Source organism: Psychrobacter alimentarius (assembly GCF_001606025.1).
GTDB classification, from domain to species: domain Bacteria; phylum Pseudomonadota; class Gammaproteobacteria; order Pseudomonadales; family Moraxellaceae; genus Psychrobacter; species Psychrobacter alimentarius.
In genome coordinates this window covers 1,835,604-1,856,763 of record NZ_CP014945.1, presented here as the reverse complement: position 1 = coordinate 1,856,763, position 21,160 = coordinate 1,835,604, and the positions used below count along the sequence as shown (strand labels likewise).

At 41.9% G+C, this 21,160-nt stretch carries 20 protein-coding genes; 15 read left to right on the top strand and 5 right to left on the bottom strand.

The features are described 5' to 3' along the window. Nucleotides 1–58 precede the first annotated feature (58 nt). Nucleotides 59–871: a PhzF family phenazine biosynthesis protein gene (locus A3K91_RS07590; protein ID WP_062844717.1), complete on the top strand. Its 813-nt coding sequence runs from the start codon at nt 59–61 to the stop codon at nt 869–871. A gap of 6 nt (nt 872–877) precedes the next feature. Then, nucleotides 878–1,210, top strand: a complete 333-nt coding sequence (locus tag A3K91_RS14045; protein ID WP_062844716.1) for a YnfA family protein — start codon at nt 878–880, stop codon at nt 1,208–1,210. 56 nt (nt 1,211–1,266) lie between these two features. Here the strand turns inward: A3K91_RS14045 and A3K91_RS14290 are convergent, their stop codons facing one another. Continuing rightward, entirely contained in the window at nt 1,267–1,389 is a 123-nt protein-coding gene (locus tag A3K91_RS14290; RefSeq protein WP_021815223.1) for a hypothetical protein, read from the bottom strand. Between the two features lie 349 nt (nt 1,390–1,738). On the opposite strand from A3K91_RS14290, the gene A3K91_RS07575 reads away from it, so the two are divergent. The 11 genes from A3K91_RS07575 (at nt 1,739) to radA (ending at nt 12,670) form a co-directional block, all read left to right on the top strand. After that, a complete protein-coding gene (locus tag A3K91_RS07575; protein WP_062844714.1) occupies nt 1,739–2,341 on the top strand; it encodes a 6-pyruvoyl trahydropterin synthase family protein in 603 nt (200 codons plus the stop codon). After that, nucleotides 2,334–2,876, top strand: coding sequence for a tRNA (adenosine(37)-N6)-threonylcarbamoyltransferase complex ATPase subunit type 1 TsaE (gene tsaE, locus A3K91_RS07570; protein ID WP_228139833.1), 543 nt, complete (start codon nt 2,334–2,336; stop codon nt 2,874–2,876). Before A3K91_RS07575 ends, tsaE begins: the two co-directional genes overlap by 8 nt. 70 nt (nt 2,877–2,946) lie before the next feature. Then, on the top strand, nt 2,947–4,728 hold the full coding sequence (gene mutL / locus A3K91_RS07565; protein WP_062844713.1) for a DNA mismatch repair endonuclease MutL: 1,782 nt from the start codon (nt 2,947–2,949) through the stop codon (nt 4,726–4,728). 155 nt (nt 4,729–4,883) lie between these two features. Then, nucleotides 4,884–6,059, top strand: a complete 1,176-nt coding sequence (miaA, locus tag A3K91_RS07560) for a tRNA (adenosine(37)-N6)-dimethylallyltransferase MiaA (RefSeq protein WP_062844712.1) — start codon at nt 4,884–4,886, stop codon at nt 6,057–6,059. A gap of 437 nt (nt 6,060–6,496) precedes the next feature. Continuing rightward, a complete protein-coding gene (gene hfq, locus A3K91_RS07555; RefSeq protein ID WP_062844711.1) occupies nt 6,497–7,024 on the top strand; it encodes an RNA chaperone Hfq in 528 nt (175 codons plus the stop codon). 219 nt (nt 7,025–7,243) lie between these two features. Next, the gene (locus A3K91_RS07550) at nt 7,244–8,236 is read left to right on the top strand and encodes a KpsF/GutQ family sugar-phosphate isomerase (protein WP_062844710.1); all 993 of its coding nucleotides are present in this window, start codon (nt 7,244–7,246) and stop codon (nt 8,234–8,236) included. 39 nt (nt 8,237–8,275) lie between these two features. Next, on the top strand, nt 8,276–8,842 hold the full coding sequence (locus A3K91_RS07545) for a KdsC family phosphatase (RefSeq protein ID WP_062844709.1): 567 nt from the start codon (nt 8,276–8,278) through the stop codon (nt 8,840–8,842). Beyond that, nucleotides 8,839–9,423, top strand: coding sequence for an LPS export ABC transporter periplasmic protein LptC (gene lptC, locus A3K91_RS07540; protein WP_062844708.1), 585 nt, complete (start codon nt 8,839–8,841; stop codon nt 9,421–9,423). Before A3K91_RS07545 ends, lptC begins: the two co-directional genes overlap by 4 nt. A 190-nt stretch (nt 9,424–9,613) precedes the next feature. Beyond that, complete coding sequence (gene lptA / locus A3K91_RS07535) at nt 9,614–10,096, top strand: lipopolysaccharide transport periplasmic protein LptA (RefSeq protein ID WP_179207253.1); 483 nt, start codon at nt 9,614–9,616, stop codon at nt 10,094–10,096. A 157-nt stretch (nt 10,097–10,253) separates the two neighbouring features. Beyond that, complete coding sequence (gene lptB / locus A3K91_RS07530) at nt 10,254–10,964, top strand: LPS export ABC transporter ATP-binding protein (protein ID WP_443505265.1); 711 nt, start codon at nt 10,254–10,256, stop codon at nt 10,962–10,964. A 269-nt stretch (nt 10,965–11,233) separates the two neighbouring features. Then, nucleotides 11,234–12,670 (top strand): DNA repair protein RadA, encoded by a 1,437-nt coding sequence (radA, locus tag A3K91_RS07525; RefSeq protein ID WP_062844705.1) that lies wholly within the window; start codon nt 11,234–11,236, stop codon nt 12,668–12,670. A gap of 287 nt (nt 12,671–12,957) precedes the next feature. Here radA and A3K91_RS07520 read toward each other — a convergent pair whose 3' ends face one another. Together A3K91_RS07520 and rodA are read right to left on the bottom strand one after the other, a co-directional pair. Continuing rightward, the gene (locus A3K91_RS07520; protein WP_062844704.1) at nt 12,958–13,572 is read right to left on the bottom strand and encodes a septal ring lytic transglycosylase RlpA family protein; all 615 of its coding nucleotides are present in this window, start codon (nt 13,570–13,572) and stop codon (nt 12,958–12,960) included. A 1,044-nt stretch (nt 13,573–14,616) separates the two neighbouring features. Then, nucleotides 14,617–15,759: a rod shape-determining protein RodA gene (gene rodA / locus A3K91_RS07515; RefSeq protein ID WP_062845930.1), complete on the bottom strand. Its 1,143-nt coding sequence runs from the start codon at nt 15,757–15,759 to the stop codon at nt 14,617–14,619. Between the two features lie 258 nt (nt 15,760–16,017). On the opposite strand from rodA, the gene A3K91_RS07510 reads away from it, so the two are divergent. Together A3K91_RS07510 and A3K91_RS07505 are read left to right on the top strand one after the other, a co-directional pair. Next, nucleotides 16,018–16,977 (top strand): D-Ala-D-Ala carboxypeptidase family metallohydrolase, encoded by a 960-nt coding sequence (locus A3K91_RS07510; protein WP_062844703.1) that lies wholly within the window; start codon nt 16,018–16,020, stop codon nt 16,975–16,977. 236 nt (nt 16,978–17,213) lie between these two features. Further along, nucleotides 17,214–17,786 (top strand): hypothetical protein, encoded by a 573-nt coding sequence (locus A3K91_RS07505; RefSeq protein ID WP_062844702.1) that lies wholly within the window; start codon nt 17,214–17,216, stop codon nt 17,784–17,786. A 114-nt stretch (nt 17,787–17,900) separates the two neighbouring features. Here the strand turns inward: A3K91_RS07505 and A3K91_RS07500 are convergent, their stop codons facing one another. Further along, nucleotides 17,901–19,490, bottom strand: coding sequence for a M16 family metallopeptidase (locus tag A3K91_RS07500; protein WP_062844701.1), 1,590 nt, complete (start codon nt 19,488–19,490; stop codon nt 17,901–17,903). 69 nt (nt 19,491–19,559) lie between these two features. Continuing rightward, a complete protein-coding gene (locus A3K91_RS07495) occupies nt 19,560–21,092 on the bottom strand; it encodes a M16 family metallopeptidase (protein ID WP_062844700.1) in 1,533 nt (510 codons plus the stop codon). Nucleotides 21,093–21,160 lie beyond the last annotated feature (68 nt).

The window sequence follows — 21,160 nt, the reverse complement described above, 5'->3', positions numbered from 1 at the left end:
AAAGTACGACCGATATTGATTAATATAACGATACAAACAGTTGAAATGAGAACGTAACATGCAATTAGAAATAAATATTATCGATGCTTTTACAGATACCGTGTTTAAAGGCAACTCTGCGGCAGTCATTATTACAGAGCATTGGTTATCCAATGATTTGATGCAGTCCATTGCTTTTGAGAACAATTTGTCTGAGACTGGGTTTATCGTTCCTGACGCTAACGGACTTCATCATATACGCTGGTTTTCACCATTTAAAGAGATTGCTTTTTGTGGGCATGGTACATTGGCATCTGCGTTTGTTCTATTTAAGAAAAACCCTACAGTAGAGACCATTCGGTTTTCAGCCAACGCGGTGGGCGTCTTTACGGTCATACAAACGGCTAATAATAAAATCCAGATGGATTTTCCCAATAGAATGCCTAAAAAGGTGAATGAAATACCTAATGGCTTACTAGAAGGTCTTTCTATCGCACCTGCTGACGTTTATTGTAATGAAAAAGCCTATTTTGTGGTGTATAACGCTGAGTCTGACGTGCTAACTGTCGCTCGGGATAACGAGAAGTTAAAAGAGCTATTGCCATTGAATGTGGTGGTGACTTGTCAGGCTACTTCCAACGAATATAGTGATTTTGATTTTATCTCCAGATATTTTTGGTCAAACGATGGTGGCGGGGAAGATCCAGTAACAGGTTCAGTGCATACTGGGCTTGCTCCTCTGTGGGCGCAGCGTTTAGACAAAAATGAGTTGACTGCTTATCAGGCATCAAGTCGAGGTGGTGTGCTTGACTGTGTGGTTGCAGGGGAGAGAGTGCTGGTTTCTGGTAACGCCGTGCAATATCTGACAGGTTTTATTACGATTGAGGGATAACAGGTTTTGACGGAATTAAAAACAGTTGGGCTTTTTGCGCTTACTGCTCTTGCAGAAATTGTGGGGTGTTATCTACCCTATCTGTGGCTGCGAGAAGGTAAGTCGATGTGGCTTCTTATACCTGCTGTGCTTAGTTTGGCGGCATTCGTATGGCTTTTGACGTTGCATCCAACGGCAGTAGGGAGAGTGTATGCCGCTTATGGCGGTGTGTATGTCGTTATGGCAATCATTTGGCTATGGACGGTTGATGGTATTCGGCCAACCACGTGGGACATAGTAGGCTCTGCGGTTGCGCTGTGTGGGATGGCGATTATTATGTTCGCACCGCGTGGTACTTGATTTAAAAACGACTAATCGAACCATAGGGTTCAATTAGCGCTTTGAGACATATGATATTAGTGTTTACCTAAGATACTACCATTGTCATCTTTTTTTGCTTGTTTGGCCGCTTTTTTCTCTTTTGCGGTTAATAGAGGTTTCTTTTTAACGTTCTTTTTGCTGTCTTGACCTTTGCTCATCGTTTTTTCCTTTTGGAGTCGGGCAGGTTGCTTGGTAAGTGAAATCACTAGACCCAAGGCAAGCGCTACACGTGACGCAGACACTGCGTACTTACTCGAGTATAGGCTTAAGAGTGAGTAATAGATAGCATTGGCACAATTCATCTACGTTTTTGCCTTTTCATAAGCCAGTTATTATCTTATCTGGCCATAGATTGATTGACGCCTATTGATTCGTTCAATCAATACGAGTATTCATAAGTGCTTACTTACGGATACATGACGATTTGCTATAATGAGCAACAAGCCGATAACGAGAAGCGGCAAATTTCATTTAGCACGACGATGCTTACTGTTTTGGTTGATTATTATGCGTATCCGTAAACTCTTCAAATTTGAAAATGCTCATATTGTTCGCAATTGTAGTTCTGAGCGCTGCAAACACTCTATCCACGGTCACAGCTATCAAATCGAATTGATCCTAGAAGCCAAGCGCTTAGATCATGGACAAATGGTTTATGATTTTGGCTTATTAAAATCTTCGATTAAAGACATTATTGACAGTTTTGACCATGCCATCTGCTTTTGGAGTAAAGACGATCCTGAGTATATCGCTGCCTGCAAAAAATTCAGTGCCCGCTGGATTAGTTTGCCAGTATCACCTTCCGCAGAGCAGTTTTCACGAGTCATTTTCTTTTGGGCGCAAGAAATTTTGCAACAAACTCAAATGCAAAACGGCGAGACAGATGTTAGCGTTTATTCAGTGATTGCTCACGAAACAGCGACAGGTTACGCGCAATGTTTTGCAGATGATGTCGCCAATGAACAAATGGGAAAACTCGTATTAGGTGACTTTGAATTTAGTGATCAAGTCCGTGCTGAATGGCACGACACCGATCTGTATGCCAAGCTGATTCGTGGTGAGAGCTTTGTGAATCCATCAGTGACCATGCAGGTTCAGCCCGATGTATAATGATAAAGCTCAAATTCATACCGACACAGATAGCAAAGATATGCAGACGTTAATTTTATACTCTGAAGACGATACGCAGGCATTGGCTAAGCAATTGGCAGCGCTACCATTGACAGGGAGCGTTTGGCTGGCAGGTGATTTGGGGGCAGGCAAAACAACCTTGACGCGCTATTGGCTACAGGCTTTGGGTCACAAGGGCGCGGTAAAAAGTCCGACCTATACGTTGGTAGAGCCATACCGTATTGAGCAAGAAAACGGCATAACCAAACCTGTCTACCATGCTGATCTTTATCGTCTGCAAGACCCAGAAGAGCTGTCATTTATAGGGTTTGATGAATATCTTGACGAGCCGAATTCGCTGGTGATAATTGAATGGGCCAGTCGCGCGGATGGCTACTTACCAGTACCAGACTTATTCATCAACCTGACGCAAAGCGCAAATGGTCATGATGGTAAAGAAGCTCGTCAGGTTGAGTTGCGACTGTCCAAGACAGGACAAGCACAAGGTCTAGACTTATCAATACTTAATATTTAGGTTTTACCCCATGTATTTGCCAACATATAATCTTTCATCTTCAGCTGACTAAAATATATTATAGCTATTCATGACCAACAATCCTTCTGATACCCGTATTAAAAAACTATCGCCGCTGCTCATCAATCAATTGGCAGCTGGTGAGGTAGTGACGCGTCCTGCAGCCGTGGTCAAAGAGTTGCTTGAAAATGCCATCGATGCTGGTGCGACCCATATTGAGGTACATGTTACTCAAGGTGGTATGGGGATGATCGAAGTGGTGGATAATGGGGTTGGTATCCATCCTGATGATATGATCATGGCGATTACTCGTCATGCAACCAGCAAAGTGGCTGATGTGGCTAATCTGCACGGTATCATGACCTTAGGTTTCCGAGGAGAGGCGTTGGCCGCGACGGCGGCGGTTTCCCGTTTGACGCTGATTAGTAGTCATGATAATAGTGGTATCGGTCGTCAACTACAGGTCGCTGGGGTATTGGATGATATACCCAAACTATCGCCCGTTGTACACAATCGTGGTACGACGATTACGGTAAGAGACTTATACTTTAATGTGCCAGCACGCCGAGGCAATTTAAAATCAATGGCCATCGAGTTCGGTCATATTGAGACCGTTGTTCGCGACGTTGCATTGGCACGAGCGGATATTACTATCATTCTTTTTCACGATAAGAAAAAACGGCTGTCACTATCTGCAAGCGCTATATCTACAAATGCTATCGATAGTGACAATAACCGTCTATCCGTGTCCCGTCTTGAGCAAGCCATTGGTCGTTCGTTAACGGATGATGCTATTGAAGTAGCAGTGGACTTATCGGGTTTAGTACAACAGTCGTCAGAATATAATGTCAGTCAAAATAGAAACCATGCGGCTATCACTGGTTGGTTATGGCCGATGCATGAAAAAAACGATGCATTACCAAAATTGATTTATGTGAATGGTCGACTGGTCAAAGAAGCAATAATTAGCAATCAGCTTCGACAAATCGCCCAAGAGGCACAGCTTGCAGGTATTGGCTACGCACTCTATTTTGACTTACCCACGGAATGGTTGAATATCAATGTGCATCCCTCCAAACAGCGAATTAGAATCAGCCCGTTAAATAATATTATGGCTCACTTGAGCCATGCGCTGCGCTCAAAGCTTGCAGCACATAAGGCGACCAGTAGCCTTCAACAAGACAACAGCCCGTCAAATGATGGCATTTTAAATACTGATTCTGTAAAGTCTGATTTGATCAATCAGCCATTTGAGAAAGCACTAGCTAATACGGCCTCAATCAATCCTGTTACCCAAGGCAGGCAAGTACAGTCGCCAAAAATTTCCTACCAGTTATCAGAGAATAATAAATACCCTAAGCATGTAGACTCTTTGATTGAAAAGCCTTTGATTCAAAAGACTGGTACGTCAAAGTTGTCTTCAACTGATACCGACACCATTACGATTTTGAGTCAATCTGCTGCTGATACAACCTCTTTACCCTATTGTCTAGATATTATTACCAGCATAAGTGACATAGCGCCTGAGTCTGTCATTGGTCAATATAGTCATAATAAGCCGCTACCTTGGTTACTATTTTATTATCAAAAGCAATGCATCTTGATTGGTTCGGAGGATTGGCGAGTAAAGATTGGCTTATTATTTGAATCTGCTGTATTAGATAGTCACGTATTTAAAAAAGGCGAAGGCTACGCCAGGGATGTCAATCAACAACTTGCAACCATAAGTGCTCAAATGACACAGCAGGACTTAGCCTTGTTTATAACAGATATTGAAACTTTATTAGTGAACAATGCCATCAAAGTGATTGACCGTAATCAACTGGTCACATTAATGCTCAACTCCATATAAGAGTCATTGTCAAACTGACTTTTCAATTGGATTGTGAGTAGCCCGATCATTTGCAATATATGGCTTTCAATTAGCTTTTGCCTAGACTGAGGGCGTACCTATTTCACTTCTCATATCAATTACTTACCATATAAACTACTAATAAAGGCAATTCTATGAGACAGTCGTCTGGCTTATCCAATGATCTCACGGATAACAGTGTGGTGTGCTTGATGGCACCAACAGCAAGTGGTAAAACTGCTTTGGCCTACGAGCTTTATGACACAGGGCGTTATGAGCTCATATCCGTGGATTCAGCGCTGATATATCGTGATATGAATATTGGAACAGCTAAACCAACGGCCGCTGAGCTTGCCCGTTATCCCCATCATCTGGTAGATATTGTTGACCCGATGCAAAGTTATAGTGTTGCTGAGTTTGTCGATGATGTTGCACAGTTGATTGATAACTGCCACCAGAATGGCAAGATACCTTTGCTTGTAGGTGGTACCATGATGTACTACATGGCGCTGCTTGATGGCTTGTCTCCTGTGCCAGATAGCGATAATGACATTCGTACACGCGTGGAACAATGGCGACAAGATGAAGGCATTGGTGCACTATATGAGTACCTTGGTAAAGTGGATCCAGCGAGTCATAAGCGTCTCAATGCGACTGATACCCAGCGCATAACCCGTGCAGTCGAGGTTTATTTACAAACCAATATTCCAATCAGTGACTGGCAAGGTCAGCCCAAACAGGCATTGTCACAAAACCCAAATCAGCAATGGTACGCACTAGGGGTAATGCCAGATCGCCCATGGCTACACGAGCGCATCGAGCAGCGTTTAGATATTATGTGGAATGATGGGTTAGTAGCTGAGGTCATTGATTTGCTGCATAAATACCCTTTGACGCCCAATTTGCCTTCTATGCGCTGCGTGGGGTATCGGCAAGTTTTAGAGTATTTAGTACAGATTGAGCATCCAGTATTTGAGCAACCGCATTTGGACAAAGCATCGTTTTATGATGCGTTTAAAACGGATAAAGACACTACTCACAAGCAAACAAAGACGGATAATGCGCTGCAAACACTATCTCAAGCAAGTACCTCAGATGTACAGATTGAGGCACTTGCTTGTCAGCAAATGCAAAATAAGGCATTATATGCTACAAGACAGCTTGCAAAGCGTCAGTACACGTGGTTAAGAAAGGTGAGCCAGTTACCTGATGCTTCAGTAAATTCATCAATTAAAGCCAACCTAGTTGACGATCAAAACGCTCTTATCAATCGAGGTATGAAGGTAGAGATGTTTACTACTATGGCGCAAGCGAAAGATTATTTACAGTGATGAACCATTTACTGCAATAAACAAGCGTATAAAAGTTAGACCATTTTTAAAATGTAGTTTATTAACCATATAGCTCAGTAAAAGTTTTTATAAACAAATAATACAGCAATGACAATTAGTTTCAAAATACACCTTTGATAACTGTTATAATTCAAATCAGTTGTAATAATAACCTTGACATTGGTTTGTTCGTCTCTAATTATTACTGATTAGTACATGTTTATATGGTTTTTTAATGAGATGAGCAGCTATTCCATTGCGCATCATATAAATATATTTACAGTAACTTAATATCAGTAAAACACGTTGAATGCTTATTTAGATACGTTTTAAAAAGAAAACTTAGTATTGTATCTACCTTTGGCCATTATAATGACAGTAACACTTAAAATAATTGGCACTTAAAATATAACTACATAATATTTAGGAGAGATTTCATGTCAAAAGGACAAACTTTACAAGATCCGTTCTTGAATTCGCTGCGCAAAGATCGCATTCCTGTTTCTATTTTTTTGGTTAATGGTATCAAGCTGCAAGGGCAGATTGAGTCTTTTGACCAGTACGTAGTATTGCTTAAGAATACTGTTAGTCAAATGGTATACAAACATGCGATTTCAACGGTTGTGCCAGCGCGTAATCCTCGTAGCGCAACCACAGGCGCTAGTAGCCAAGCTCAAGGCGTAGCACCAGCTGGCTATCAAGGTAGTGGTTTCGAGCGCAGTAATAACCCAGCCAACGCAGGCGGTTTTGAAGAACGTGGTTTTGCTGCCAATCGTAGCGGTTTCAATCGTGGTGGTTTCAGCCAAGGCCAAGATCGCGGTTTTGAACGTGGTAGTTTTGGTCAGAGTCAGGAACGCGGTTTTGAGCGTGGCGGCTTTGGTCAAGACCGTGGCTTTGAGAATTCAGTAGACAGTCCACGATTTGAAGACAAGCCAAATGACGGCTCTGATGAGAATAATGGCTAAGTGTATGTATGCATTATTAAAGATGCATTGTTGAGATATGTTTATTTGATCAAGACCTGCTTCTAATAGTGGGTTTTTTTTGTTTGAATGAATAGGTAGAAAATAACCGTTTGGCCTCATTTATGAAGATAACGGTCCTTGATTTCGTAGATTATTATTAATATGAGACATAGTATAGTAAAATACTATACTGATTCATTATAAAAATAGAGTGGATTCATGAGCAATACCCAAGTCGATTTGACCTATGAGCAATTTATAAGTACCGCTATAGAGGCGATTAATACCGAGATCTCTGCACTCTCATTGTTGACCGAGCAGATAGATGATAGGTTTGCACAAGCTTGTGATATTATTTTGGCTTGTAAGGGCCGTGTAGTTGTTACTGGTATGGGTAAGTCAGGACTGATTGGTCGAAAAATAGCAGCAACCTTTGCATCGACTGGTACGCCAGCTTTCTTTATGCATCCAGGCGAAGCAGGACATGGCGACTTGGGTATGCTAGTAAAGGGTGATGTATTGCTAGCCATTTCTAATTCTGGTGAGTCAGATGAAATTAAAATGCTATTGCCAGTTGTAAAGCGATTAGATATTCCGTTGATCAGTATTAGTCGTGACAAACGTGGGATGTTACCACATGCAGCCGATATTGTTTTAACGCTTGGTAAGTCGCAAGAGGCATGTCCATTGAACCTTGCGCCCACGTCAAGTACGACAGCGACGTTAGCGCTAGGAGATGCCTTGGCTGTTGCTTTGGTACACGCTCGCAATTTTACTTCAGAAGATTTTGCTTTATCGCATCCTGCAGGTGCATTAGGTCGTCAACTACTGACGCGAGTTGAAGATTTGATGCATACTAAATCTGAGGATTTGCCTCTCATCCATCAAGATGAACCATTACAAGAAGCTCTATTTACTATGTCTGCTGGTCGTTTGGGTATGACAGTAGTGACTGATGACAATGATAAGGTCGTTGGTGTATTCACAGATGGTGACTTACGTCGCGGCTTAGAAAAAGGTATTGATCTAAAGACGCCAATGCGTGAGTTGATGGTAAGCAATCCGCGCCATGTTAATAAGACCATGCGCGCTTCCGATGCGCTTAGCGTGATGAATGAAAGCGGCATTAGTCAGTTATTGATTATTGATGAAAAAAATTGCCTAGAAGCGATTATTACTGTACATGACTTGCTGCAAGCTGGTGTGAAGTGACGACTGTACTAAAAAATGGCCTTTAATAAGAGATAACAAATGCAAGACTTAATCAAAAAAGCGGGACAAGTGAAGCTGTTAGTGATGGACGTCGACGGTATTTTGTCAAACGGTCAAATCATTTATGATGCCAATGGTATCGAGACCAAAGCATTCTCTGTTCAAGATGGCGTCGGTGTTAAGTCTTTAGCGCGTTATGGTATTTTGACAGCGATCATTACGGGTCGTAGTAGTGCTATGGTTGATAAGCGCGCTGCGGAAATGGGTGTCAATTATGTGGTGCAAGGCCGTGATGATAAGCTTATTGCGTTAAATGAGCTGTTGTCCACTATTGATCCTGCTCTTGGTATCACTGCCGCTGACTGTGCTTATATGGGCGATGACTTGCCAGATATCAAAGCGATGCAAACCGTAGGATTTGCTGCCACAGTTCCGAATGCGCATGCAGAAGTCATTAATCGTAGCGATATGGTGACGACTCGTGCAGGTGGTACAGGTGCTGTACGAGAAATATGTGACTTGATTTTAAAAGGTCATGGGCACTATCAAGACTTTATCGCACACTATACGCTTGATGAAGCAAAAACTCAGGATGACTTGTCGTGAATACTCGTGTTTTAATAATTCTTGCATTGATTGTGGCTGGTATTGCAGGCTGGTTTTTTCAGCAGCAAGGTGAAGTATCGCCGCCTGTCAGTATGGAAACGTCTGATGTTGATTATGAAGCAACAGAGATCAAGGCCGTGCAAACCAATGAGAAAGGCGAAACGGAATACGAGCTTACAGCTGAATCATTAACGCACAATCCACAGACCAATCTAGATGAGATGTCAGGTATCACTATGAACTGGGAGCCGTCGCCAGAGCAACGCTATCGTATTGAAGCGGGTAGTGCGGCAATCAGTCAGCAGACAGGCGATCTTAATTTATCGGGAGGGTTTACCTTAGTCAGTGAAGGCAACAAAGGTGGGTCTGAGATTGAACCGATAAAGGTAACTGGTAGCACCCTTAAAGGGAACACCAAATCCGGAAAAGTATATAGTGAGGAGCCTGTTAAGATTGAACAAGGTATGAATCGATTTGAAGCATCAAGTATGACAGCAAATCTTGAAACAGGTGAGTATGAGTTCGGTCAAGTTGCTGTTGCTTTTACGCCTTCTGATCGCCAAGATAAAGCACTATTCTAATCTAAGCTGCGTTTATACTAAAAACTTATGACAAAACAGTAGTTCGCATGAAGTTTGCAAATCCTACTACCCCCTTATAAAACGAGTGATTTTTATGAAATCTAAATTTTTGCCTACTTTGCGCTCATCATTGATACGTTCTTATTCAGCCACATATCGCTCGCGTCGATTGCAAGCGTTGCCAGTGGTTATGCTCTTAGCGCTACCGCTTTATAGTCATGCACTGCCATCAGATGCCAATCAAGAAATCAAACTGTTGGCTGATAAAGCAACTTATAGTGAGCGTACAGGCGTTACGAGTTACTCTGGTAGTGTTATCATCACTCAGGGTACATTCAAGATGACGGCTGATAATATCACCGTCAATCTGTCTCAACAGCGCAGTATAAATTCTGCTGTAGCAACTGGACGTCCAGCGACAATGCAGCAAGTTGTCACGCAGGAGAAAGGCCTAGCAAAAGGTCAAGCCAATAAAATTGATTATAATGCGGTCACAGGTATCATTACATTGACAGGAAATGCAAAGCTGGTTCAAAACGGAGCAAGTTTTGCAGGTAACGTTATTCGCTATAGCTTAAAAGCTGGCGACGTTGAAGCGACTGCAGGCGGTAATCAGCGAGTAGAGCTTGTCTTCCCGCCAAGCGGCAATAACAGTCAAAGTGGTGTACGCTAATAAAAAACTGGGTAGTTAATCTATCGATACATAAACAAGTCCGTATGCCTCTAGCGGTGCTTGTATTTCGCCACAGTATGAGTAAGTTATGAGTGATAATAAAAATACAGATTCTTTGATAACTGATAGTAATGCAGCACCTGCTGCGCGATTAACCATGCAGAATTTGGGTAAACGCTATGGCAAACGTTGGGTGGTTAAAGACGTTTCTTTTTCTGTTGAGCAAGGTCAAGTCGTTGGGCTACTAGGCCCAAATGGCGCAGGTAAGACCACCAGCTTCTATATGGTAGTGGGTCTGGTGAATATGGATAAAGGACGTGTCACCTTAGGAAAAATGGACTTGTCTAAGTATGCGATGCATGAGCGTGCGCGCGCTGGTATTGGCTATTTGCCACAAGAAGCCTCTATTTTTCGTAAATTATCTATTGAAGACAACATTTTGGCTATTTTGCAAACTCGCAAAGAGTTAAATGTAAGTCAGCAGCGCCAAGAACTTGAAAAGTTGATTGGTGAGTTCCATCTAGAGCATGTACGTAAATCGTTAGGTATGAGTGTTTCGGGTGGTGAGCGTCGTCGCTGCGAGATTGCGCGTGCTTTAGCTGCCAATCCAAAATTTATCTTATTAGATGAGCCTTTTGCAGGGGTTGATCCTATCTCTGTTGGTGATATCAAAGACGTTATTTTAACCCTAAAGAATCGGGGTATTGGTGTACTCATTACCGACCATAATGTCCGTGACACTTTGGCTATTTGTGAGAAGGCTTATATTGTGTCAGAAGGTGCGATTATTGCTGAAGGTACTTCTGATGAAGTGTTAGACAATGAGCTGGTGAAGTCGGTTTATTTGGGTAAAGATTTTCAAGTATAGTTGAATACATCAAAACATATCACAGCTTGTATCTACGTTTAATGCTGGTATCAAAATTTTAAAGTAAAATTTTGATACCAGCGGTCATTAATCTTCTTTCTTATATTTAAATTTTTCTTATATCTTGTATTGCCTCTTCTATAAAACTAAGCCAGTTACTTCGAATATAGGCTTCCCTTAAAAACTATTCTTAAATAAACGCTTCATTGAAGCGTCACGTTATTCTATTCATTATTCTCGATTGATCTTCTGAATAAGGCTGATAGGTTATGGCAAAAAGTAAAAGTAGTTATGTCTGTCAACATTGCGGAGCGCATTTTGGAAAGTGGGCTGGACAGTGCACTGACTGCGGTGAATGGAACAGTCTGGTTGAAGCGCCAAATGTCAGTATGCCACATCATAATAAAAATACGACTAAACCTAATGCTAGCCGTGCTACGCCTCGTGGCACTAGCGCGCCAGCTGGAAATTACTCTGGTACTCATAGTGCCGTCATGCCTCTCAATGCGGTCAGTGTCACGTTAGATACTCGCTTGCCAACAGGTATCAGCGAGTTTGATCGTGTGCTTGGTGGCGGTCTGGTTGCAGGTTCCGTCGTATTGATCGGGGGCGACCCTGGTATTGGTAAGTCAACAATCTTGTTACAGACAGCGACCAATATGGCGCGTGCCGATTCACTGGCAGGTAGTGCGTTATATGTCACTGGTGAAGAATCACTAGCGCAGGTTGCTATGCGGGCTAAGCGTTTAGATTTGCCTGCTGACAGATTACGAGTATTGGCTGAAACCAATGTTGAAACCATTTGCGCCGCACTGACACAAGAACAGCCTGCCATCGCTATTATTGACTCTATTCAGACTATCTATACTGACGCGATCAATTCAGCACCAGGAGGCGTCAGCCAAATTCGAGAGTCGGCTGCGATTTTGACGCGCTATGCTAAGCAAACTGGTACAGCGCTATTTTTAGTGGGTCATGTGACTAAAGAGGGTACGCTAGCAGGGCCACGCGTACTTGAGCATATGGTTGACACGGTATTGTACTTTGAAGGTCAGTCTGATTCACGCTTTCGAATGATTCGGGCGGTCAAAAACCGTTTTGGTGCAGTCAATGAGCTAGGTATCTTCGGTATGACTGACATGGGGCTCAAAGAAGTTGCCAATCCATCGGCAATATTTTTAAGCCGCTATGATAAACCTGTCGCAGGCTCTGTGGTTATGGTGAGTCGTGAAGGCACAAGACCGTTGCTGGTGGAGGTGCAGGCATTGGTTGATGATTCGCAAGGACAACCGAGACGTATGGCTCTAGGCTTAGATTTTCAGCGATTGTCTATGCTATTGGCTGTCATGCACCGTCATGGCGGTATTCATACTAGCGGACAAGACGTATATGTCAACGTGGTTGGTGGGGTCAAAGTGATCGAGACAGGGTCAGATTTGGCGGTGTTGTTGGCTTGTGCGTCTAGTATCAAGGAAAGAGCATTGCCATCTTCACTGGCTGTATTTGGTGAGGTAGGGTTATCTGGAGAGATTCGCCCAGTACCCAACGGACAAGAGCGTTTAAAAGAAGCCATGAAACATGGTTTTAAACACGCCATTATTCCGAAGGCCAATGCACCTGCCAAGGATGCTCCACAATTTAAAGGTATTAATGTAATTGCTGTAGAGCGTCTGGATGATGCGATTGAAAGTGCCTTTGAGTTGTAAGCTCATCCATAGTGAGTTCAATATAAAAACGATATAGCGTGACGGGATCTTATCTTTAAACGAGAAGTTTTGCAGCCTGTGTCTGCGAAACCACAGCAAGCAAGAAAAATTTATACCAGTTCAGCGTTGGCATACCCAGCATTACAATACCATGTATCTGTTTTATTTAGAATCGACTACACTTATTTTTATGATAAGCATCAGTCATAAAAAGAGCACCTAACTACCAATGAAGTTAGGCGCTCTTTTTTTGCTCTGGTTTATAACCATGAACCTGAAACGATAAACTATGGACCTGAAACACGCTCGATAGCAACGTTACCAACACCTTTGCTCGTGATACCTAGACGTTTAGCAGCACCATAAGACAAATCCATTACACGGTTACCGTGAAATGGACCACGATCATTGACTTTTACCACGACGCTTTTGCCGTTTGTCTTATTGGTCACTTTAACGTAACAGTTAAGTGGCAATGAGCGATGAGCCGCTGTCAAAGCATTCATATCAAAGGTTTCGCCACTGGCTGTTTTACGACCATGGAACTTACGACCGTACCAAGACGCCAAGCCAGTTTGCTTAAATTTACTCACTGAGTTAGAAGCTACCGCGGTAAGACGTTCCAGTACATCTTCATCATTACTGGCCAGCGTAGTATCGCTTGCTAATAGAGAGCTGTTGAGTGCTAGTGAAGTGGGTTGACGCGCTGATTTAACCAAACTTGATGCACCATCATGTTGACGGCTAAGCTCACCAAGTACACGATCAATGTGGGAGGCGTTATCTTGTGAAATCATCGCAAGAGAGGTTTTTGCTTCTACCGCATTTGCATTGGTAGCGACTGCAGAGCCAGCAAATAAAACAGCTGACATAGTAAGTAGACCAGATAAACGCTTGTTCATAGATACCTCTATAACTTATACATCAAAACCTAGCTCTAATCATTGTTAGATTGAGTGCACAAGTAATAGACCAATCTAATACTCACACAAGCTCTAAAGCCTTACCATCAATCCGCTGTTCATATAATCGTTGATGTCAAATTGCGGCTTTTATAGGTCTTAATATATGGTAATTTTCATTTCATTATAATAAGTGGATAACGGCAACATAACCGATAATACTTATAAAACGCTCAAATGATAGTTAGTAATACGGGTAAGCTCATAATTTACAATAAGAATCTGGGTGCTAATACCACTATATGCCAAATTTACAAAATTTCTTTCTTTGCTAAATTAATATGTTTTTTTAAAAGGTATTACGTATTACTTTGTTATTAAAACGTTAATTAAGTAGTGTATTTGAAATTCATAAATCTATAAGCTGCTAACTATACGTAAGGGCTATAACCAAACTATAATTAAATGCAAAGTTTATTAGCAGCTCTGTACGGGTTATGTATCAAGCTGCAATAAAACGAGGTTAACGCAATTATTTGTAAAAAACAAGGATTAAGTTCTTTCGAACTTGAGTGTCAAACTGCTTAATTGTGAAGAAATCCTTATAAAGTGCATACTAAAAGCACTAAATTTATAGTAAACAATAATAAATTTTTTGTAACTACTGCTATAAAATCAGAACGTCTGACTATATTTAAGCTAGTTTAAGGATGTACATCACTACCAATATGACTGATTACATTTTTGGGTTAGTAAGATCAGCAACAGATGAATAGGGCGTTTATCTGCACAAAGCGATTACAACATCTCTTTGTTTAAACTAAGATAAGACGGGCGTTAGCAAGAAAGATAGAATAGGAGTGCCAGTTGAAAGGGTATAAATCGCCACGCCTACGTATCTAATAACGATTGAATAATTACTTTGCACTATATTGATTATAGCGAGAAGGCTTATGTGGTGGGTTTACTGACACATTTCAAGGGCGCAATAGGATGAAAGTGACAGCAAACCATTGATTCATATATAGTTTGGTAGTATTAAGGCTAGTTGCTTTTGTGAGTGTGAATAGACATTAGCAGTCCGAACCCAGCCATCAGGGTGACGATAGCTGTACCGCCATAGCTAATGAAAGGTAAAGGTACACCCACGACAGGTAAAAGACCGCTGACCATCCCAACATTAACGAATACATAAACAAAGAAAGACATAGCAATAGCGCCTGCTAATAATCTGCTATAGACGTCAGGATGTGTAAATGCAATATACAAAGCGCGCATAAGCAAACAAGAATAAATAAACATCAAGAGCATGACGCCTAACAGACCAAACTCCTCGGAAAAAGCGGCGATGATAAAGTCAGTATGTCCTTCTGGTAAAAAGTGCAAATGAGATTGTGTGCCTTCCAAATAGCCTTTACCTGTCAGACCACCTGCGCCGATAGCTGTTTTTGACTGAATGATATTCCAGCCAGCTCCTTGTACATCGGCTTCTGGATTAAGTAGGGTCAGTACACGTGTACGCTGATAGTCATGTAATAAAAAATTCCATGCAAAAGCAATAAAAGGTACAGCTAAGATGGCAGCGGCTGAAATCAATCGCCAAGATAACCCTGCTAAAAACAGTACAAATATGCCACTACCTGCTACTAACAGCGACGTACCAAGATCAGGTTCTTTAGCAATCAGTAATACGGGAACAACGATTAAAGTTAAGGTAATCGCAATACTCGAAAAAGAAGGTGGCAGGTCACGTTTGGATAAAAACCAAGCACACATCATTGGCATACCCAGTTTCATAAATTCAGATGGTTGTACACTGCCAAATCCGGGTAAATTAATCCAGCGCTGGGCACCCATACGTACTTCGCCGATGATATCGACCAAAATTAACAGCACTAGGCCAAGCACATAAAAGATAGGCGTGAAGGTGCGATAGATACTGGGTGGTATCTGCGCCATGGTAAACATAACCGAAAAAGCCACTCCATAGCTGACCATTTGGCGTAGGACCATATTCACTTCTTGACCAGAAGCGCTGTATAAAATCGTCAGACCAATACAGCAAACCGTTAACAAGAGAAGGGTCAACCAAGGATCTATATGTATACGTTGCCATAGTGTCGGTGCATGACCTTGACCTAAGTGATGGCTTTGACGTGAAAAACGATACTGCAGGTTAGAAGACATAGGCAAAGAGTGACTAGCAATTGATGTAGGAGGAAGTTTTTGCTTAAAAAGAAGGCTTAAAATGTGACGATACTGTGTCTATTCTAATTGGATGTCAACAATAAGGTAACGCGCAAGTACCAAAATCACGTAATTATAAAAACTGTGAGGATAAGTGTTAATTACGAATATCACCTCTATAATTAGAGACGATAGTTTAGCCTGCTTATCAAAAATTTGATAGTATCGATAAAACCTTTTTATTGGTAGTTTCTTGCAATGACCAACACAAAAAATTCTGCTTACAAACAGATTCAAAAACCGCTTGTTGTACTATTTATTTGTGCCAGTAGCCTCTCTGCTCATGCAGCTTTGTTGAGTGACAGCAGTGAGCGCCGTATTCAAATACGTCATGGTAATAGTGCCGATAATGGTAATGCTTATATCAGCTCTTCTACAAACGCTTCAAATCACAGTCCTGGTGTCACAATACTAAGCGGTGCAAATACTGGTGATAGTATGCAAGGATTAATCGCTCAAAAACAGCGTGATTTTACTCCCAATGCAAGCATATCGATTCAAGAGAATAAACAGGTGAATATCAATCGCCGTACGCCTGTATATAGCACCACTTATAATAAATACAGTACCGCAAATAATACTTACAACAGCACCAATAGTGACTCTAGCAATATAGGTTTTAATGCGTGGCTAAACAGCAATAGCTATCGTGCTCAGCAAGTCGCAGAGTATCAACGATATCTGACTACAAGAGTAGGGGCACGAAATGTACCACCTTTGTCTCAATTGCTTACTACAGCTCGTAGCTGGGACAAATGTGGTTATGAGCCTTATCAGTTACCCCCGCAAGAATTATGGGCAAATATAGTACCGACTTTGCGTTTGTATACTGAACTCAAAAACCAAGGCATTATTCCAGCCACCAGTGAGATACGCTCAGTATATCGTAGTCCTGGCTTAAATAATTGTGCAGGTGGTGCAGATAGTAGTAAGCATATGAATGGTAGCGCTATGGATATTTGGGTGCCAGAGTACGAAGATAATTTGTGGCAACGCAGCACCATGCAAGATGGGTTGTGTCAGTTTTGGCAATATCAAGGAAAAGAGCATAATTTTGGTTTGGGATTGTATGCTACGGGCGCCATTCATTTAGATACGGATGGCTATCGCAAATGGGGCTTTAACCATGCTAGTAGTAGCTCTTCTTGCCGTTATTAACTGATCCGCTTTATAAACCATTCAATCATCAAATGAATATTTTATAAAGCGATAGAAAGTACAATCATGTTGATAAAATCGGTATGGAAAGTTAAATATCGTAAGTTTAAAAGATAGACGGCTAAGTCATCATAAATTTTCTAACGCTCATAAATTGTGCTTTAATAGTAGGTTTTATTCACTTTATATTCTTTGATTTATAAAGTAAAAAACAGCACTTATTATGAGCAGGATTTATGAAAAAACGGTATTCAATAATACCCAAAGATGATGATTCTGGTAAACCAAAAAGGACTTTTCTACGACCAAACAATATAGCCGTGGCTGTGTTTGGTCTGATTTTTCTATTCTTGGTATTTGTGAGTGCTTGTAGTCCAGAGACTTCTTCTGAGGACCAATCGTTGACGGGAGATAAGTCTGCCAAGCTTGATAGAAAGGCACAAAATGCGGAAGAGGTTGAAGAGAGTATCAGAAATTCTTACGCCAGATTGGCTGCTGAACGTACCGATCTTTGTCCAAAACTGATACAAGAAGAAGTGGGCAGTCAGGTCATTGAACGTACTGAAGAAGTTATGATAGACAACTATTGCGATTATTTTTTGTATCCACGTAGCGGTCAGAGCATCTCAGTCAAAGTCAATAACAGTCAAATCGAAGCGCTATTGGTAGTACCTATGATGCATAATTTTGCCAATGGCGACTATAAAGTCGATTCTTATGACAAACATGTGATTCGGTTGGCATACAACGGGGCAACTTATAAACCTAAAAATCTTATGTATGATGTGGCGGTAACGGTTTCTGATTGATTGTTAGATTTTAGATTGGATTAAATATAAATATTAGTGGCATTTATAGTGAATAAGGAGCAATACATAAAGCATTGCCCCTTATTTACATGTCTTTTGCAGCAGGTTTTGTGATTATGGTTTTTTAGCCTTTTTAGCCTTTTTAGCCTTTTTGTCCTTCCAAGGATCGTCTTGTCCAACGGTGACAATTAAGAAGTCTTCAGGCTTTAGTATGTCGCGCATCGCTTGATTAACGCCCGCCAGCTTCACTTGATCAATACGATTGATATAATTACTTAAATAGTCACTGGGTAATTGATAAAAATTCATCATACCGAGCAAGTTATTAATGCCTGCATTGCTGGCAAAACCCATCGGAAAGCTGTTTTTAAGATTGTCTGTTGTAAGACGCATCTCGCTATTGGTAATGCCTTTATCCAAAGTGTCATTAATGACCGCTAAGCTGGCATCAATAGCATCACGCGCTTTATCATTTCGGGTTGAAAAACCAATCTGATAAGGGCCTTTGGCCAACATCGGATTCATTGAGCCTGTGATTCCATAGGTATAACCAAGATTTTGCCTAACTTCAGTCATCAATCGCGCATTAAAACTGCTACCGGCCAGCACCTCATTACCTACCGCAAAATTGGTTTGTTGTTGCTGATCCTTTGGATTGGTTGCGCGTTTACTGCCCAATTGACCCATCAATATGGTGGTTTGAGTACTTGGAAACGGAATATGAATGTGTTTTGTTTGATTGAGCAGTTTTGGCTCAGGTAAGGTCGCTGCGGATTGACCAGCGGGTAATCCAGCAGTAATACCTTCTGCCAGCTTTTTCGCTTGTTCCAAGGTCAGATTACCTGTCATCGCAATAGAAGCATTGGCAGCAACCAAATAACGGTTTTTGAAGTCAATCAATTGTTGTCGGTCAATATTAGGCACAGTGTCTAAAGTGCCAGCTGACGGATGGGCATAAGGATGATCGCCATATAAGGCTTGGTTAAAAGCGTCACTTGCCAAACTGTTTGGGTCTTGCTTTTGCTGCTGCAAGCCGACCAAAAGTCGTGCTTTGTTGCGTGCTAATGTTTGATCGTCAAAAGCAGGGTCATTGAGCATTTGGGTCATCAAATCGATGCCAGGTAATAAATGTTTATCATCAGATAAGCTACGCAGCGAGACGATAAACATATCCTTATAAGCACTACTATTTAGATTAATCCCCAACGTTTCACCTGCTCGGGTAAATTCATCTTCGTTGAGCTTTTTTGTGCCTTGTGTCAACATCGTCGCAGTCATATTGGCAATGCCAAAACCGTCCTTACGTATGCTGGCATCACGGGCGCTACCAGCGTTAAAACGCAAATCGATGTCGACAATTGGTAGGGTCGTTGTTTGTACAAAGAGTACGGGCACGCCAGCTTTCGTTTTAAACTGTTGAATCGTGGGTGCGGTAACCTTTAATGGCTTGGCATCGTCAATGCTCGTCAATGTTGATAAGGCAGCAATTGGCGCGTTGGTATCAACCAATGTAGCTGATCCACGAGGCTCTTCAACCCCCGCTGTGTCTGCTTGTGCGGTCACGGTCAACGTTGCAAGACCTAAGAGTACGCCAACGCTCAGACTGGACAACTTCTTGAGCGTAGACGTAGCTGCCGGTGTTGAGGAGTATGCGTTATTCAACGACTTTTTTCTGATTTGATATAAATCACTGGGTTGAGTCATGGTTTTCTTCTTATTAATGAAGCCTTTTTAGTGGGCTTTTTGATTGGATAAAGGAGTCATACGTTGTCACTATTTGTCTTTTTTAGCGGCGTTGTCAGTGGGCGGTATGATATGCATCACCGTTAAGTTATCCTTTACCAAATACTTTTTACTTGCTGTTTGGATATCAGCAATCGTTACTTTATCGAGTTTGGTTGGTAGTTCGGCAAGCAGTCTGTCATCAAGACCAATAGACTGTAGTGAACCAATCATACGTGCTTGACCCTCCATACTATCTTGAGCGTAGACAAGACCTGTTACTGTATTGGTTTTGGCACGACTGATTTCATCTGCATTGATGGGATCGGTCTTTAGTTTTTCTATTTCAGCGATAATGGCTTGTTGCGCTTGATCGAGACTGACACCTTCACGTGGTGTTGCCTGAATCAAAAATAGACCATCGCCGCGATCCAGTAAGTCGTAAGACGTACCTACTGTCGTCAAAAGGCCTTTCTCACGTATCAATCGACTCTCCAACCGTGCAGACAAACCGCCATCTAATACATCCTGAGCCAGTGACAGTGCGTAAGCTTGGTTTTCATTGCTGGCGCCTGCTGTTACTAGACTTGGTACGTTGTAACCCATCAGTAGCACTGGAACTTGTACGGCTTGCTCAGAATCAACTTGCTGATAACCACGAAAACCTTTTTGATTGACAGCAGGGCGGTTTGGCAGCTCGCTTGGAGACAACTCACCAAAGTAACGTTTGACTTGCGCCAATACCTCTGTTGGCTCCACGTCACCCACAATGACTAAGGTGGCATTGTTTGGGGCATACCATGTTTTGTACCAGTCTTTTACGTCTGAGAGCTTGATTGATTCCAGCTCATTCATAGGCCCAATGATAGACTCGCCTTTAGGACTGTTAGGTAAGGCTAGCAAACGGAAAGATTCGTAGGCTTTAGCCAATGGGTTATCATCGGTGCGCTGACGACGCTCTTCCATGACAACTTGATGCTCTTTAGCAAAAGCGTCATCATTAAACATTAAGTTTTTCATGCGATCTGCTTCAAGCTCTAACGCTAAAGGGAAGCGATTGGCAGGAAACAATTCGTAGTAGCCGGTATAGTCATAGCTGGTAAAGGCATTGTTGACGCCGCCGAATTTGGCAATCAAACGCTCATAATCATCACTTGAAACATTAGACGTGCCTTTAAACATCATATGTTCAAGCAAATGAGAAATACCGCCTTTATCAGCTGGCTCATCCGTTGAACCAACCCGATACCAAATCTGTGTCATAACCACTGGTGCGCGATGATCTTCTTTTACCACTACTTTTAGGCCATTTTCTAACTGATATTCATGTCGACCTGACGTATTCATGGTCAGCTCAGATGATATATCTGCTTGCGAGTTTTTATCTTGAGCTGCTGTGTTTTGACCTGAAGGGTTCTGGCTCAAGGTATTTTTATTTGAAACAGCTTGAGTGGCTTGATTGTTGTCAGTAGAAGATAAACTAGAGCCAATAGTAGTGGTTTGGCAAGCAGCAAGCGTAGCGGTTATGGCCAACGCACAGGCGATACGCAGCGAAAGAGTAGATAAAGGTAAAGACGATGACATGGTATGTTCTACTTATATAAATGACAAGTTGTAGAGGAAGGGATGGATGCACCACATCCAAATATAAC